General features: G+C 68.6%; 16 protein-coding genes and 1 tRNA gene. 3 read left to right on the top strand and 14 right to left on the bottom strand.

All coding sequences use genetic code 11. The features are described from left to right. Positions 1 to 92: 92 nt before the first annotated feature. Positions 93 to 647, top strand: coding sequence for a GcrA family cell cycle regulator (locus tag GGR24_RS17105; RefSeq protein ID WP_183396619.1), 555 nt, complete (start codon positions 93 to 95; stop codon positions 645 to 647). A gap of 125 nt (positions 648 to 772) precedes the next feature. On the opposite strand, the gene phoB is transcribed toward GGR24_RS17105, so the two are convergent. The 7 genes from phoB to GGR24_RS17070 form a co-directional block, all read right to left on the bottom strand. Beyond that, complete coding sequence (gene phoB, locus GGR24_RS17100; RefSeq protein WP_183396618.1) at positions 773 to 1,474, bottom strand: phosphate regulon transcriptional regulator PhoB; 702 nt, start codon at positions 1,472 to 1,474, stop codon at positions 773 to 775. A 13-nt stretch (positions 1,475 to 1,487) separates the two neighbouring features. Next, positions 1,488 to 2,201, bottom strand: a complete 714-nt coding sequence (gene phoU / locus GGR24_RS17095) for a phosphate signaling complex protein PhoU (protein ID WP_183396617.1) — start codon at positions 2,199 to 2,201, stop codon at positions 1,488 to 1,490. Positions 2,202 to 2,247: 46 nt separating this feature from the next. Beyond that, a complete protein-coding gene (pstB, locus tag GGR24_RS17090) occupies positions 2,248 to 3,093 on the bottom strand; it encodes a phosphate ABC transporter ATP-binding protein PstB (RefSeq protein ID WP_428978240.1) in 846 nt (281 codons plus the stop codon). Continuing rightward, positions 3,090 to 3,953 carry a phosphate ABC transporter permease PstA gene (pstA, locus tag GGR24_RS17085; protein WP_246398642.1) on the bottom strand — a complete coding sequence of 288 codons (864 nt, stop codon included), beginning with the start codon at positions 3,951 to 3,953 and terminating at the stop codon, positions 3,090 to 3,092. The genes pstB and pstA overlap by 4 nt, the downstream gene beginning before the upstream one ends. Before the next feature lie 12 nt (positions 3,954 to 3,965). Next, complete coding sequence (gene pstC, locus GGR24_RS17080; protein ID WP_183396615.1) at positions 3,966 to 4,961, bottom strand: phosphate ABC transporter permease subunit PstC; 996 nt, start codon at positions 4,959 to 4,961, stop codon at positions 3,966 to 3,968. 79 nt (positions 4,962 to 5,040) lie between these two features. After that, positions 5,041 to 6,087, bottom strand: a complete 1,047-nt coding sequence (gene pstS, locus GGR24_RS17075; protein ID WP_428978239.1) for a phosphate ABC transporter substrate-binding protein PstS — start codon at positions 6,085 to 6,087, stop codon at positions 5,041 to 5,043. Between the two features lie 153 nt (positions 6,088 to 6,240). Continuing rightward, positions 6,241 to 7,515, bottom strand: a complete 1,275-nt coding sequence (locus tag GGR24_RS17070; RefSeq protein WP_343066289.1) for an ATP-binding protein — start codon at positions 7,513 to 7,515, stop codon at positions 6,241 to 6,243. A gap of 133 nt (positions 7,516 to 7,648) precedes the next feature. Here GGR24_RS17070 and ppk2 point away from each other — a divergent pair, with 133 nt between their 5' ends. Next, positions 7,649 to 8,641, top strand: a complete 993-nt coding sequence (ppk2, locus tag GGR24_RS17065) for a polyphosphate kinase 2 (RefSeq protein ID WP_183396613.1) — start codon at positions 7,649 to 7,651, stop codon at positions 8,639 to 8,641. On the opposite strand, the gene GGR24_RS17060 is transcribed toward ppk2, so the two are convergent. From GGR24_RS17060 to GGR24_RS17035, 7 genes are all read right to left on the bottom strand, one after another. Continuing rightward, complete coding sequence (locus GGR24_RS17060) at positions 8,638 to 9,519, bottom strand: NAD(P)-dependent oxidoreductase (protein ID WP_183396612.1); 882 nt, start codon at positions 9,517 to 9,519, stop codon at positions 8,638 to 8,640. The genes ppk2 and GGR24_RS17060 overlap by 4 nt on opposite strands. A 104-nt stretch (positions 9,520 to 9,623) precedes the next feature. Continuing rightward, a complete protein-coding gene (locus tag GGR24_RS17055; RefSeq protein ID WP_183396611.1) occupies positions 9,624 to 11,096 on the bottom strand; it encodes a M48 family metalloprotease in 1,473 nt (490 codons plus the stop codon). Beyond that, positions 11,093 to 11,899: a thermonuclease family protein gene (locus tag GGR24_RS17050; RefSeq protein ID WP_183396610.1), complete on the bottom strand. Its 807-nt coding sequence runs from the start codon at positions 11,897 to 11,899 to the stop codon at positions 11,093 to 11,095. The genes GGR24_RS17055 and GGR24_RS17050 overlap by 4 nt, the downstream gene beginning before the upstream one ends. 83 nt (positions 11,900 to 11,982) lie before the next feature. Continuing rightward, positions 11,983 to 12,870, bottom strand: coding sequence for a cation diffusion facilitator family transporter (locus tag GGR24_RS17045; protein ID WP_183396609.1), 888 nt, complete (start codon positions 12,868 to 12,870; stop codon positions 11,983 to 11,985). Between the two features lie 113 nt (positions 12,871 to 12,983). Then, complete coding sequence (locus GGR24_RS17815) at positions 12,984 to 13,109, bottom strand: hypothetical protein (protein ID WP_281375431.1); 126 nt, start codon at positions 13,107 to 13,109, stop codon at positions 12,984 to 12,986. A gap of 91 nt (positions 13,110 to 13,200) precedes the next feature. After that, a complete protein-coding gene (locus tag GGR24_RS17040) occupies positions 13,201 to 13,434 on the bottom strand; it encodes a hypothetical protein (RefSeq protein ID WP_183396608.1) in 234 nt (77 codons plus the stop codon). 710 nt (positions 13,435 to 14,144) lie between these two features. Continuing rightward, entirely contained in the window at positions 14,145 to 14,585 is a 441-nt protein-coding gene (locus tag GGR24_RS17035) for an adenylyltransferase/cytidyltransferase family protein (protein WP_183396607.1), read from the bottom strand. A gap of 349 nt (positions 14,586 to 14,934) precedes the next feature. On the opposite strand from GGR24_RS17035, the gene GGR24_RS17030 reads away from it, so the two are divergent. Further along, positions 14,935 to 15,011 (top strand) — tRNA-Arg (locus GGR24_RS17030). Positions 15,012 to 15,467 lie beyond the last annotated feature (456 nt).

The following is a 15,467-nucleotide window of genomic DNA, read 5'->3' as shown; positions in this document are numbered from 1 at the left end:
TCCAGCGGATGAGGCGGCGACGCCGTCGGGCGCAGAATGCGTCACGGCGGACGCAGCCGGATTCCGCGAAGCCGGCGGCACTGGAGGATCCGATGCAGTGGACCGATGAGCGGGTCGAGCTTCTGAAGAAGCGTTGGGCCGAGGGCCTGAGCGCAAGCCAGATCGCGGCGGAGTTGGGCGGCGTCACGCGGAACGCGGTGATCGGGAAAGTGCACCGTCTCGGCCTGTCCGGTCGGGCCAAGGCGGCGCCGAGCGGGGTCGCCCGCCTTCGCGCGAAGCCTGCCGCCGCGCCGCGCCGCGTCGCCACCGCGGCCCCGGCGCCGAGCCAGCCGAGCTACGGCGTGCGCGGCAACGTCGCCCTCGCGGCGGCGCCCGTCGCGGCTCCCCGGCCGATCGCCGCGCCGCGCCTCGTGCCGCTCGAGGTGGTCGAGAACGCGTCGCTGGTGTGCGAGCGGGTCACCATCATGGAGCTCCGCGAGAACATGTGCCGCTGGCCGCTCGGCGATCCCAGCCAGGCGGAGTTCCGTTTCTGCGGCGGCCGTTCGTCGCCCGGTGACGCCTATTGCAGCCATCACGCGGCGATCGCCTACCAGCCGGCGCATGACCGGCGGCGCGACCGCCGCCCGGCTGCGGCCCTGACGCACTGACGTCCCCGCTGGCCGACGGCCCCGGCGGGGCTGAGGTCAGCGTGCGTCTTTGGTGACTGGACGGACCGGGCTTCGGCCCGGTCTTTCTCTTTCCGGCTGAGCGACACGCCCGCCGCCGGCCCCCGCTACTGCTGGCGCGCGAACGTTTCGTCGAACGAGTAGCCGGCGCCGCGGACCGTCCGGATGGGATCCGGTTTCCGGCCGCGATTGATCGCCTTGCGCAAGCGGCCCACATGGACGTCCACGGTCCGCTCGTCGACATAGACGTCGCGGCCCCAGACGCCATCGAGCAGCTGCTCCCGGGTGAACACCCGGCCGGCTGACTGCATCAGGAATTCGAGCAGCCGGAACTCCGTCGGTCCGAGATGGACCTCGCGGGCGTGCCGCCGGACGCGGCGGTTTTCGCGGTCGAGCTCGATGTCGCCCGCCTTGAGCGTCCGCGAGACGTGCTCGGGTTTGACCCGGCGCAGCAATGCGCGGACCCGGGCGAGGAGTTCCGGCACCGAGAACGGCTTCACGACGTAATCGTCCGCGCCGGTCGCGAGACCGCGGATGCGTTCGCCTTCCTCGCCGCGCGCGGTGAGCATGATGACCGGAAGCAGTTCGGTCTCGCGCCGCGTCCGCAGCCTCCGGCAGATCTCGATGCCCGAGACGCCCGGGAGCATCCAGTCGAGCAACAGCAGATCGGGCGGCGACTCCCGCAGCCGGATCTCGGCCTCGTCGCCACGCGCGACGGTGTCCACGTCGTAGCCCTCCGCCTCGAGATTGTAGCGGAGGAGCGTCGTCAGTGCCTCTTCGTCCTCGACGATCATGACGCGCGGCTTCATCGGGGCCCCCCCGTCAGCGGCCGAAGTCGATGGCGGTGGCGCTGGTCAGATCGGCCTTCGGCCGTTCGTCAGTGAGCGGCACGCCATGAACGAGGTAATAGACCGTCTCGGCGACGTTGGTGGCGTGGTCTCCGATCCGCTCGATGTTCTTCGCGCAGAACAGCAGATGGGCGCAGAAGCCGATATTGCGCGGATCCTCCATCATGTAGGTCAGGAGTTCGCGGAACAGCGAATTGTACAGCGCGTCGATCTCTCCGTCGCGGTTCCAGACCTCGACCGCCTTGGTCTCGTCGCGACGCGTATAGGCGTCGAGCACGTCCTTGAGCTGCGCAAGCGTGAGATCCGAGATGTGCGCGACGCCGCCGGCGAGCTTCGGAGGCTGGAACTGCCCCTCGAGCGCGACCACGCGCTTGGCGATGTTCTTCGCCAGGTCGCCGATCCGCTCCAGGTCATTGGCGATGCGCAGCGCCGCCACCACCTCGCGCAGGTCGATGGCGACCGGCGCGCGACGGGCGATCGTGCGGATCGCGTTCTCCTCCACCTCGGCCTGGAGACGGTCGATCGAGCGGTCCCATTCGATCACCCGCTTGGCGAGCGGCGTGTCGCGCCGCAGAAGGGCGTCGATCGACTCTGCGACCAGCTTCTCGCAGAGACCGCCCATCTCGGCGAGCTTGTCGCCAAGCTCCTTGAGGTCGGCGTCGAACGCGCTGACGATATGGTCGGTCATGGACTTGGTGCTCTCATCTACGTTGAAGCCGAGACGTCTCAACATCTCAGCCGAAGCGGCCCGTGATGTAGTCCTGCGTGCGTCGGTCATGAGGGCTCATGAATATCTGCTCGGTCTCGCCGAATTCGACGAGTTCTCCGAGATACATGAACGCGGTGTACTCTGACGTGCGCGACGCCTGCTGCATGTTGTGGGTGACGATCGCGATCGTATAGTCGGCCTTGAGCTCGTCGATCAGCTCCTCGATCTTGGCGGTCGAGATCGGATCGAGCGCCGAGCACGGCTCGTCGAGGAGGATCACCTCCGGTCGCACCGCGATGCTGCGGGCGATGCAGAGCCGCTGCTGCTGACCGCCCGACAGGCTGAGCCCGCTGGCGTCCAGCTTGTCCTTGACCTCGTTCCACAGCGCCGCGCGCCTGAGGGCCGCCTCGACGCGGCCGTCGAGCTCCGACTTCGAGATCGTCTCGTACAGGCGGACGCCGAAGGCGATGTTGTCGTAGATCGACATCGGGAACGGCGTCGGCTTCTGGAACACCATCCCGACGCGCGACCGCAGCAGGTTGAGATCGAGCTTCGGCGACAGGATGTCGATCCCGTCCAGCAGCACCTCTCCTTCTGCGCGCTGCTTCGGGTAGAGGTCGTACATCCGGTTGAGGACCCGCAGCAGCGTGGACTTGCCGCAGCCCGAGGGACCGATGAAGGCCGTCACCTTGCGCTCGTAGATCGGCAGGTCGATGCCCTTGAGGGCGAGCGAGTCCCCGTAGAAGAACTTGAGGTCCCGGATGGTGATCTTCTCAGCCTGGCCGGCCCCGACATGAACCTTCGGCTGGGCGGCCGACCGGGCAGGCACGGGGGCGATCATGGCCGCGCGCGCGACATCAGTGCTGGTCATTTCCGACTCCCGGCTGCGAGGATACGGGCGGCGATCGAGAGCGTGAGCACCGCGAGGGTGATGAGCAGCGCGCCCGTCCAGGCGAGTTGCTGCCAGTCAGTGTAGGGGCTGAGGGCGAACTGGAAGATCACGACCGGCAGGCTCGCCATCGGAGCGTTGAGGTCCGAGCTCCAGAACTGATTGTTGAGCGCGGTGAACAGCAGCGGCGCCGTCTCGCCCGAGACGCGGGCGATCGCGAGCAGCACGCCTGTGATCATCCCTGCGCGCGCCGCCCGGTAGGCGATCCGCTGGATCACGACCGCCCGCGGGAGGCCGAGCGCCGAAGCGGCTTCGCGAAGCTGGTTGGGCACCAGGTTCAGCATGTCCTCGGTGGTCCTGACCACAACCGGAACCACGAGGATCGCCAGCGCGAGCGCGCCCGCAAGGGCCGAGAAATTGCCCATCTGGATCACCACGACCTCATAGACGAACAGGCCGATGACGATCGAGGGCGCGCTCAGAAGGATGTCGTTGATGAAGCGAACCGTCGTGGTGAGGCGGTTGTGGCGGCCGTACTCGGCCATGTAGGTGCCGGCCAGAATGCCGATCGGGGTGCCGACCGCCACGCCGATCGCCGTCATGATCGCGCTTCCCACGATCGCGTTCAGGAGCCCGCCCTGGGAGCCGGGAGGCGGCGTCGACTGTGTGAACACGTCGAGCGACAGGCCGCCGACGCCCTTGAACACGAGGGTGGAGAGGATCGCGAGCAGCCAGAGGAGCCCGAAGGCCGCGGCGGCGAGCGAAAGGCTCATCATGACGAAGTTCAGGCGACGTCGGCGCATGTAGCGCGGGCGGCTCGCGGAGTGGTCGATGGGCGCCATAAGCGACATCGGTCAGGCCCCTTGCTGGCGCTCGAGGCGCAGCAGCATGAGCCGCGCGATCGCAAGCACGATGAAGGTGATGATGAACAGGATGAGGCCGAGCGCGATCAGCGACGAGGTGTAGAGCTCGCCGACCGCTTCCGTGAACTCGTTCGCGATCGAGGCGGAGATCGTCGTTCCGGGCGCGAGGATCGAGCCGGAGATCCGGTGCGCGTTGCCGATCACGAAGGTCACCGCCATGGTCTCTCCCAGCGCGCGGCCGAGCCCGAGCATGACGCCGCCGACCAGGCCGACCCGGGTGTACGGGATGACGATCCGGCGGATCACCTCCCAACGCGTGCATCCGACGCCGTAGGCCGCCTCCTTCAGCACCGCCGGGACGGTCTCGAACACGTCGCGCGAGACCGAGGTCACGAAGGGCAGGACCATGATGGCCAGGATCAGGCCCGCCGTCAGGATGCCGATGCCGTAGGGCGGGCCCGCGAACACAGTCGAGAGGATCGGGACAGAGCCGAAGGTCGAGATCAGCGCGGGCTGCAGCGTCGCCTGCAGGAAGGGCGCGAACACGAACAGCCCCCAGATCCCGTAGATGATGCTCGGGATGCCGGCGAGGAGCTCGATCGCGACCCCGATCGGCCGGCGCAGGACGGGCGGGCAGAGCTCGGTCAGGAAGATCGCGATCCCCAGGCCCACCGGAACCGCGATCAGCATCGCGATCAGCGAGGTCACGACCGTTCCGTAGATGGGCGCCAGCGCGCCGAACTTCTCGGTGACCGGGTTCCAACTCTCGGTCGTGAGGAAGTCGATCCCGAAGGTGGACAGCGCCAGCCATGAGCCGATGACCAGGGCGAGGATGACGCCGCTCAAGATGCCGAGCACCGCGACCGCCGAGGCGCGCGTCAGATGCCGGAAGACATTGTCCTTGAGCCGGAAGGAGCGCAGGCGGCTGGCGCGCGCGGCGTCCGGCTTGAGCAACAATGTCGGCGCTTGCAGCGACGCGTCGGTCATGCGGGCTGGTCTCGAGCAGGAAGGGAGGGAGGAGAGCGGAGGCGCCTTTTAGGCGCCTCCGCGGAGAGCCGCTGATGGCTCAGTTGGTGGCCGAATACAACGCCTGGCCGTCGGCGCCCTTGATCTCCTTGGCCCAGACGCTCTGGACCTCGGACACCACCTTTTCCGGCATCGGGATGTAATCCAGCGCCTCCGCCATCTCCGCCCCGCCCTTATAGGCCCAGGCGAAGAACTTGAGCGCCTCGGTCGCGGCGGCCGGATCCTTCGGCTGCTTGTGGATCAGGATGAAGGTGGCGGCCGTGATCGGCCAGCTGTCGGCGCCCGGCTCGTCCGTGAGGATGATGCCGAAGCCGGGCTCCGCGCTCCAGTCGGCGTTGGCCGCGGCTGCCTGGAACGACTTGATCACCGGTTCGACGGCCTTGCCGTCCTTGTTGATCATCTTGGCGTGCGCGAGCTTGTTCTGCTTGGCGTAGGCGTATTCGACGTAGCCGATCGCGCCCTTGGTCTGGGCGACATAGTTGGCGACGCCTTCATTGCCCTTGCCGCCGAGGCCCGTCGGCCACTGGACGGCGGTCGCGGAGCCGACCTTCTCCTTCCAGTCCGGGGAGACCTTCGACAGATAGTTGGTGAAGTTGAAGGTGGTGCCCGAACCGTCCGAGCGATGCACGATCGCGATCGCGCTGGAGGGCAGCTTGGCCTCCGGGTTGAGCTTCTTGATCGCCGGATCGTCCCAGCTCTTGATCTCGCCCATGAAGATCTTGGCGAGCGTCGGGCCGTCGAGGGTCAGGTCGCCGGGGCCGACGCCCTCGACGTTCACGACCGGGACGATGCCGCCCATCACCATCGGGAACTGGACGAGGCCGGCCTTTTCGAGCTGGTCGCCCTTCAGGGGCGCGTCGGTCGCGCCGAAGGTCACGGTCTTGGCCTGGATCTGCTTGATCCCGCCGCCGGAGCCGATCGACTGGTAGTTCAGGCCGACGCCGGTCTCCTTCTTATAGGCCTCGGCCCATTTGGCGTAGACCGGATACGGGAAGGTCGCTCCGGCGCCGGAGATGTCGAGCGCCAGGGCAGGCGCCGCCATCAGCATCGTGGCGGCGACCGCTCCGAAAATTCGATTGAGCTTCACGATCTGCTCCTGCTGCGTTCGTCGATGAGAGCTTGGGCCGACGGCCGCGTTGGTTCGCGATCGAGGCTGCCGGAGGTCTACCGCTCCGGCGCAACTCTTCTATGACGTCGACATGACAGCTGGATGACGCCCGAGACCCCTAGACAATGAGCCCTATCCGGCCTGTTTGAGCGGGAGCTCCGACGCGTCGTGCGGCTCGTCTTCAGCGCGAGCGAGCGCGACCGTGAAGCTCGCCCCCTGCCCCGGGACGCTGTCAATCAGCAGGCGTCCGCCGTGACGCTGCACGATGTGCTTGACGAGCGCGAGGCCGAGACCGGTCCCGCCCTTGTCGCGGCTCTCCGCCACGTCCACGCGGTAGAACCGCTCGGTCAGGCGCGGCAGATGCTCGGGGGCGACGCCAGGTCCGTAGTCGCGCACGACCAGCAGCGCGGCGTCCCCGCCCCCCCGTCGGACCGAGACGTCCACCTTGCCGCCGGACTGCCCGTACTTGATCGCGTTCTCGGTCAGGTTCTCGGCGACCCTGATGAGCTCGTCGCGGTCGCCATGAACGAGGACAGGCTCAGGATCGACGGCCAGCCGGAGTTCGACGCCGCGCTCCTTCGCGAGAGGCCCGAGGGCGTCCGTGACCCCGCCCGCGAGCGCCGAAAGATCGACCAGCGCGCGTGGGCGAACATGCGCCTTCAGCTCGATCCGCGAGAGCGACAGCAGATCGTCGATCAGCCGGGACATCCGGTTCGCCTGCGCGCGCATGATCGTCAGAAAGCGCTCCCGCGCGTCCGGATCGTTGCGGGCGGGGCCTTGCAGAGTCTCGATGAAGCCGAGCAGGGAGGCGAGCGGCGTGCGCAGCTCATGGCTGGCGTTGGCGACGAAGTCGGCCCGCATCTTCTCCGACCGCCGCTGCTCGGTGAGATCGCGCAGCGTGACGATGATCGTGAAGGGCTGGTGCGGGCTCACCCCGCCGGCCGCCACATGCGCTTCACGCCACCGCTCGACCGGGACCCGCTCCATATAGGACACGACCTGCGGCTCAGCCGACGCCGAGACGGCCCGCACGGCGTCCAGGACTTCCGGCGCCCTGAGCGCGAACGAAACCGGCTCGCCTGCCCGGATCTTTCCCAGCGCCGCCGTCGCGTGCTCGTTGAAGGCGAGCACGAGCCCGCGGCGATCGAGCACCAGCACGGGTTCCGGCAGTCCTGACAGGATCGCCCTGGACTCCGGCCGGACCAGCCCGGCGATCGCGTCATCGGGAGCGGCGGCGACCCGTCGGCGGCGGGGCGCCGCCACCGCCGCCAGCGCGACGAACGCCGCCGCTAGCAACGCCTCCCACACGCCCAGCCGGCCGAACGCTAGGGCGGCCAGGATGACCAGCACGGCGGCGCCCAGCGTCCAGCGCGCGTCGATCAGCCGTTCGAGGGGCGGCTCAGACACGACCACCGATGTTCGCACGCGCTCCGGAGAGTCAGTCATCCCGTGGCGAAACCTATCGGGTCGGGTTGTCGGGGAGATTCGACACTCGACAGCACCTGCATGACAGTGCCGCGACAACGGCGGCAGGATCATCATGGCCGAGAAACACGAATCCGCGAAGGCCCGCCGCAAGGAGGCGGCGTCCGGCAAGACCGAAAGGGAGGCGGCGGCGGCCGCTTCGACGGTCGAGCTCGCTCCGCCCGGGACGGAAGAAGCGCCGCTGGTGACGATCGGCGGCGTCGAGGTCGACCTGGATGACGACCGGCTGCCCATCGCGATCGAGGAAGCCGCCTTCCGGAGCGGCGGCTACCCTTACGAGCACAAGCTGGACGACAAGCTCTACGAACGAGCCTTGCACCAGCTCCAGATCGAGCTGCTGAAGCTTCAGGCGTGGGCCCGCAGGGCGGGCGAGCGCATCGTGATCGTCTTCGAGGGTCGCGACGCCGCAGGAAAGGGCGGCGTGATCGACCGCTTCACGCAGCACCTCAATCCGCGAAACGTGCGCGTGGTCGCCCTCGACAAGCCCTCCTCGACGGAAGCCGGGCAGTGGTACTTCCAGCGCTATCTCGGCCATATGCCGACCGCCGGGGAGATCGTTCTGTTCGACCGCTCTTGGTACAACCGCGCCGGGGTCGAGGTCGTGATGGGCTTCGCCACGCCGGCGCAGACCGCCCATTTCCTGAACGAGGCGCCGCAGATCGAACGCCTGCTCGTCGAAGACGGCGTCCGGCTGTTCAAGTTCTGGCTGACCGTCGGCCGCGAGATGCAGGTCAAGCGCCTGCATGCCCGCCGGCACGACCCGCTCAAGCGATGGAAGCTGTCGCCGATCGATTACGCGGGCCTCAATCTGTGGGAGGCCTACACCACGGCGGCGGACCGCATGCTCCGCGCCACCCACACCGAGCTCGCCCCCTGGACTGTGGTGAAGGCGAACGACAAGGCGCGCATGCGGCTCGCGTGCCTCCGCGCCGTGCTGCTCGCCGTCCCGTACGAAGGACGCGACCTCGCCGCCATCGGCGGCAATGACGAGCGCATCATCATGAGCGCCCCGGCCTTCCTGGCCGAAGGCGGGGAGCCGGAAGGCTAATCCAGCGGCCTTCCGGCGCGCCGGAACGCGCCGGCCGCGAGCGCGGACCAGTCCTTGTCCTGGTCGCCCTGCGCGATCGCCTCGATGAACGCGTCGCGAACCACGGAGGCGATCGGCAGCGGCGTCTGCCTCGCCTCGCCGGCGGCGAGCGCGAGGCGCACATCCTTCAGGCCGAGCGGCAGCTTGAACCCCGCCGGCGAGAACTTCCGCTCGGCGATCAGGCCGCTATAGGTCTTGTAGGCTGGAGCCGCGAACAGCGTGCCGGTCATGATCTCGTACAGACGCGAGGGTTCGACGCCGTAGCCGTCGACCAGGGCCCCGGCCTCGCCCAGCGTCTCGATCATGCTCGCCAGAGCGAAGTTGCAGGCGAGCTTCACCACGTTGGCGTTGCTCGCGCGGTCGCCGAGCGGCCAGACCTGCTTGGCGAACAGCTCGAGCAGCGGCGTCGCTTTGGCGACGCCCGACGGCTCGCCGGCGCAGAGCACATTGAGCTGGCCCGCCGCCGCGACGTCCGGACGACCCAGCACGGGCGCCGCCACATAGCTCAGACCGCGCTCCTGATGGAGCGCCTCCATGCGGTCGGCGAAGGCCACCGAAACGGTCGAGAGATTGACGTGGGTCGTCCCCGCCGCCGCCTTCTCCAAGGCGCCCGAGCCGACCACCACCTCCTCGATCACGTCATCCTGGCTGAGCATCGAGAACACGACCTCCGCCCGGAACGCCTCCGCCGGGTCGGCCGCCTTCAGGGCTCCGGCCTCCACCAGCGCGTCCACGGCGGCCGGGGACCGGTTCCAGGCCACGACCTCGCGGCCGCTCTTCAGAAGATTGCGGGCGACGCCCTCGCCCATGTTCCCGAGCCCGATGACGCCGACGCGCATGACCGCCTCCTGTCTGTCGCGCCTCAACGTCCGGCGCGCCCGGGAGTTCAGCAAAGCGCATGCCGCGCCCGCGCCTCAGCCTTGCGCGGCGGGACTGCCGGCGTTCACTCGTCGATGACCTTCACCCGGGCGCCGGGCCGGATCGGCTCGCCTGGCGCGAGGCCGTTCAACACGGCGAACCGCTCGGGGGCGCGGTCCTGAAACGCCATGCGGCTCGCAAGGGTGGCTTCCGTGTCGCCGGGCCGGGCGCGGACCACGTCCAGCCGCAGAGGACGCGCTGCGTCGCTCTCGGCCTGCGAGAGCCGACGGAAGCTCTGGATGGACTGACGGAAGCCGTTGTCGACCTCGGGGGTGAGGTCGCGCGCGGCGAAGATCAGACGGTACACGTCGGGGCCGTAGTGGATCGCCGCGAAACGGAACGTCCAGTCCCGGCCGCGCGCGATCAGCGTGACGGCATCCATGCCATTGATCTGGAACTTCTCGACCGGCCCCGGCGCGGCGCCGTCGACCCAGTTCTCGGCGATGTAGCCTTCCAGCGTCTGCCCGGGCGCGAGCTTGGCGGCGTCCATGCGCAAGGCGCGTCCGTCCGGCGCCACGCCGAGCAGCGCTTCGGAGCCGTTCTCGAAGGTGAACCCCGCCGGCGCGAAGAAGCTGAAACCGAGACGCGGGTGCAGGAACTGCCGCCCGCGGGCGAAGCCCTGGCTCGGGTCGTCGCCGTAGACCATGCCGTCGATCGCGGTCAGATACGCGTCGCGGTCACGCTCGCCGACGCCCGGCGCGCCGATCTGCCGGGCCGCCTCGACCGCGAGTTGCACGCGCTCCGGGGTCGACGGATGAGTGGAGAGGAAGTCGAGCCCGGGCTGTGACGGCTTCTGGCCAAGCGCCGCGCTGCGCAGGTCCGCCTGCCGGCCCATGGAGAGCAGGAAGCGCGAGGCGCCGTAGGGATCGAACCCGGCGCGGGCGATGTTCTGAACGCCGATCCGGTCCGCCTCGAGCTCCTGCGCGCGCGAGAAGCTCGCCAGCGAGAGCTTTCCGCGCGCCAGCGCGACGGCTGCGCCTTCCTGGTCCTGCAGGATGTCGGAGACCACCCGGCTGACCAGCACGGCCTTCCGCTCCTCGTCCGCGCGCTGCATCGCGTGGCGCGCCGAGACATGCGCCATCTCATGCGCAAGCACCGCCGCAAGCTCGGAGGAGTCGTTCGCGACCGCCAGCAGACCGCGCGTGACGTAGAGGCTGCCGTTCGGCAACGCGAAGGCGTTGATGAGCGGCGAGTTCAGCATCACGACCTTGTATCGCAGCTCGGGACGATCCGAGGCGGCCGTGAGCCGGTCAGCGATCCTGTTCAGGTAGGAGCTGAGATCCGGCTTTTCGTAGACGCCGCCATAGGCGGCCGCGATCCGCGCCTGCTCCTGGCTGACCGCCGTCGGGGGCGAGGGAGCGACCTTGGGGGCCTCGGGAGGCACCAGCGGCTCGCGAACGGACTCCTCCGGCTTGACGGCGGCGCAGCCGGCGACGACCGCCGCCGCGAGCGCGACCACGAACAGGCTGCGGATCTTCCGGATCGCGTGGAGCCTCATCGACCCGGCGCCCCGTCAAGGCGCTCGATCTGCTCCCGGTTGAGCACTTCGATGATTGGCCCCCGTCGCGCTTCCACCACGCCGCGCGCCCGAACACGGGCGCCGGTCCGCAGATCGAGCGCGTGGACCCCGCCGAGCCTGCGCAGCGTCGCCTCCGAGACGGTGAGCGACAGCGCGTTCCGCCATCGCTTCCCGAAATTAACATAGAGCCGCCCCGCGGCGGTTCTGACGCTCGCGACCCGGCCCTCGGCCACCACGAACCGCCCTTCGGCCTTCATCAGGGCTTCGCCGTCGGCCGCGTCCCGGACCTCGTAATATGGTTCCGCCCACAAACCAAGGCGCGCGGCGCGGGCGCGGTCCTCTGCGGCGCGCAGCGTGGCTGCGCAGTCACTGTTGTCGGCTGTCCACCTCAAGAGCCCGCGGGCCGTGAGATCAGCCGCGACGCCGGTGTGGTCAGCCGCCCCAGGCTCGGACAGAAAGCCGCGCAGCCGCCCATAACGATCCGGGGTGCGCCCCGAGAGCCGCAGTTCGACAGTGCGTCCTGAGAGCGCCGCGGCGAGAGCCGCGCGGGCGCCTGCGGCCAGCGGCCAGGCCTCCGGCTTCATCCCGAGCGGCGTCTTGGGGGCGGCGACCGCGGCCAGCCGCACTTCGCGCCCGTCGGCGAGCAGCGCCGTGTCGCCGTCGACCGCCCGCTCCACCCGCACCGTCTCCGCCGGCGCGGCGAGCGAACACGGCGCCTGCCCGTGCGCCGGCGCGGAGATCGCGCAGATCGCCGTTGCGAGAAGACCTGGCGGGCGAATCACGGTCGTGAGTTCATGACGCTGGCGTGCGACGGGGTGCTGCGACGACCCTGACCGTTTATGGTCGACGAGACGTTAAGCCCGCGTCAGAGAACGACGATTCCGGCGTGCTTGGCCTTGTCGTCCGGCTCCACATGGATCGTGACCACCATGTCCGCATCCTCTTCGTGAAGCGCGCGCTCGATCCGGTCGCAGATGTCATGCGCTTCGGTCACCCGCATGTCCCCCGCCACCACCAGATGGAAATCCACGAAGGTCAGACGGCCGGCGTGCCGCGTCCTGAGGTCGTGCGCCTCGATGGCGCCCTCCGCGTTGGTCGCGATGACGCCGCGGATGCGGTCCTGGGCCGCCGGCGAGGCCGCCTCGTCCATCAAGCCGCCGACCGAGGTGCGGACGAGCTTCGCGCCTGACCAGAGGACGTTCAGCGCCACCGCGCAGGCGATCAGGGGATCGAGCCAGAGCTGGCCGGTCAGCAACGCCGCCGCGATGCCCGCGAGCACGCCGACCGACGAGATCACGTCGGCCAGCAGATGCTGGCCGTCGGCGGCGAGCGCAGGCGAGCGCAGCGCCTTCCCGCGCCGGACCAGCACGGCGCACCAGATCCCGTTGATCACGCTCGCGGCGAGATTGGCCCCGAGGCCCGCAGCCGAGAACTCGATCTCACGCGGATAGCGCCACGCGCTCCAGGCCTCGTGAAGGATCGCCCCGGCGGCGATCACGATCAGAGCGCCTTCCAGCACGGCGGAGACGTACTCGGCCTTGTGGTGCCCGTAGGGATGATTGCGGTCGGGCGGTGCGGCGGCCAGCCGGACAGCGACGATCAACGCGGCCGCGGCCGCCACGTTGACGACGCTCTCGGCGGCGTCGGAGTACAGCGCCGCCGATCCGGTGAGCAGATAAGCGGCCGCCTTGAGGCCCAGCACCAGCAGGCCGACCGCCAAGGTGGCGCTCGCGAGCCGCGCGGCTTCGTCCATCTCGCGCCCCCGTTCGCGCCGTTTTGGAGGAGAGCGACTAGCGGCGGCCTCTCCGGCGGGCAACCGTTATCTTCGCCGCTGCGAAGCAGTTGCAACCGCCCGGCTGGCCCGCCTCAGGCGGGCAGCTTCAGCAGCAGACCTGCTACGCGCTGGGCGCCGATGAAGCCCGCCTCGCGCTGATCCGCCTCGCCCTGATCTCCCCCTCCGGACAGCAAGCCTGCATTGGTTTCGGCCGCCAATCCAGCGCTCTTCACGGCGCGCGGTCGAGGGCCGCGCCGGGCGAGGAGGCGGGATGGCCGTCCGGCCCCGATCACGCCGCCGAACGACGGTTCAATTTTTTGGATCCGAGGACCGCAAGCCCGCCGACGGCGGGGCCGCGTCCCGCAAAAACATGATCGCGCCTTCGGTGTTCGGCGAGTCGGCCATCTCGAGCTTGAGCACGGAGGACGCGAAGAGCCCCTCATACTCGTGCTGCGTGAGCAGATCCTTCGACGCGAGGTGGATGCAAAGCTCGTCGAACAGCACCTTCAGCGCGAGCACCGCGTCGCCTGACTCGTGACTCATGGCAGACTCCCTCGGACGATCATGTGGCGCGCCCGCTCCCGTCCGCGATCGGACAGAGGCCCAGGATCAAGACGCGAACTCCCGCAACAGTTCCGCGACGCGGTCGCCGGCGCTCGCGCGCCGGGCTCCACATCGAAGGTAAGGAAGGCGGCCAGGCCGTGGGCGATCTTGGGGGAGGACCGCAAACGCCACACGCACCCCATGCCCCTCGGTCGCTCGCGCGGCCGCGGCCTGCGCGCTGACGTGATCCAAGAGCCGCAACGGCCCCAACCCGTTCAGCTACGTAAATTGCGGATCGCGCCACGGTCAACCGTGGCTCAACGGCGTTCCAGTCCCCGTGTCCCCGACCTCGGAGCAGCGCCTGCGTCCGGCCGGTGAGCGGCGTCTGCGCCTCGCCCGGGCCCTCGTCACCGAAGAGCCCTTAAGCCGGCTCAGGCCGACGGTCCTGAGCTCGTTCTCGATCGGCCGCTCGAGCGCGAAGGCTTCAGACGGCGCAGCGCGAGAACAGCATGTCCGAAGGAGCGCATTCCGGCCGTGATGGCCGTAGGGGACGCTGAGCCGAGGCCGCTGTTCGCAGCGCGCGGCTACAATCGGTCGCGGGGCGCGCTATCTCGCAGCAGCGGCTTGGATCTCACGCCGGGGGCCGGGCTCCCGGCAGCCTCGCCGACCTACGACGACGAGCGCCTGCGAATTGCCGTTCGCTCAGTGCGTCAGTTCGGCTCGGCGCGCGCTCCGGCGGCCTTGAAGGACACCGTGCTGGTTCCGCGCTGCATGATGGTTTCGCGCAGGAACGTGGTGCTGATCCCTTCCGTTCGCGGCAGGTACACGACCTTGCAGTGCGCCTTCATGGCGTCGAACTTGCCGACCCAGTCCCCGCCCATGCCGAGCACGTCGATGCCCAGCCGCTTGATGTCCTGCGGTTTCTGGTCCCAGCTGTTCTCGGGAAGCACGTCAGTCACGCAGCGCAGCGCGGACACCAGCCTGATTCGATCCTCGAAGCTGACGACGCAGCGCTTGCCCTTCTGGTGGTTGAACTCGTCCGTCGAGACCGCGACGTACAGCTCGTCGCCCAGAGCCTTGAGCCGCTCCAGCAGGTTCAGGTGCCCAATGTGCAGCAGATCGAACGTTCCGTAGGTAAGCACTTTGACCACGGCTTCTCTCCGACAGGTGCGAGCCTCGCTGACAATCCGCATCGCAGCATGGTGAGCCCTCCCCTGGGGGGCGGGCCCGAAGGTTCCGGAGAACCGCAGCGCCGGTCGACGCTGTGCGCAGAAGCACTGTGCTCGTGACCATAATGTGACATTTGTGTCATGCACAAGGGTGTGCGGCGCACAAATAATGTCCGGAGAGCAGTTGATCTCCTGATAACTCTAGGCTTTCGGCCTCTCGATCAGAGAACAGGGGGCGCGGGGAGCGTTCGCGGCGCGCCGGCGAACTTTTCCGCCGCGCCGCTGCGTGATAACGGTTCAGCGCCTCTTGTGAGGCCTGCGCGTCGCCTCCGTCCCGGTAGCTCAGCAGGATAGAGCAACGGTTTCCTAAACCGTAGGTCAGGGGTTCGAATCCCTTCCGGGACGCCACATCCTTCCTGCATTCCGAAGTGGTAGCCGCCGCTCTTCCTCAACCTCAGCGGACGGAAGCAGTCTAGACTCAGGGCTCTCGGGAAGCGGTCTTCTGGACCGTCGCCCGTAAGCGTCCCTGGCGGACCGCGAACCTTGCGGACTGCTGCGCAAGAGCGGCGAGACCGGCGCATCGGGCCTGGGCTCGCCCAGCCAGCCGCCGGACGGCTATGGGCCCTGTCAGGGGCCACGGCGTTGCGCTCGGGGCCATTTGCCGCGATTGCGCGTCGCAACATGCGCTGTTAGCGTCGTTAGATCAAAATCAAATGACAGGTGATCAAGCGTGACGGAACTTGGCGTTCTTGAAGACGAAGCTGCGCGCACCAAGGCCTATTGGGACAAGTTCTACGCCCAGACCTGGTATTCGGACTCGTCGACGTTCTGCCGCTACGTGGCGGAATCGAGCTATTTCCGGGA

This window comes from Hansschlegelia beijingensis (assembly GCF_014196425.1).
In the GTDB taxonomy this organism is placed as follows: domain Bacteria; phylum Pseudomonadota; class Alphaproteobacteria; order Rhizobiales; family Methylopilaceae; genus Methylopila; species Methylopila beijingensis.
Note: the sequence above shows the minus strand (reverse complement) of the source record. Positions and strands in the feature narration are given on the sequence as shown.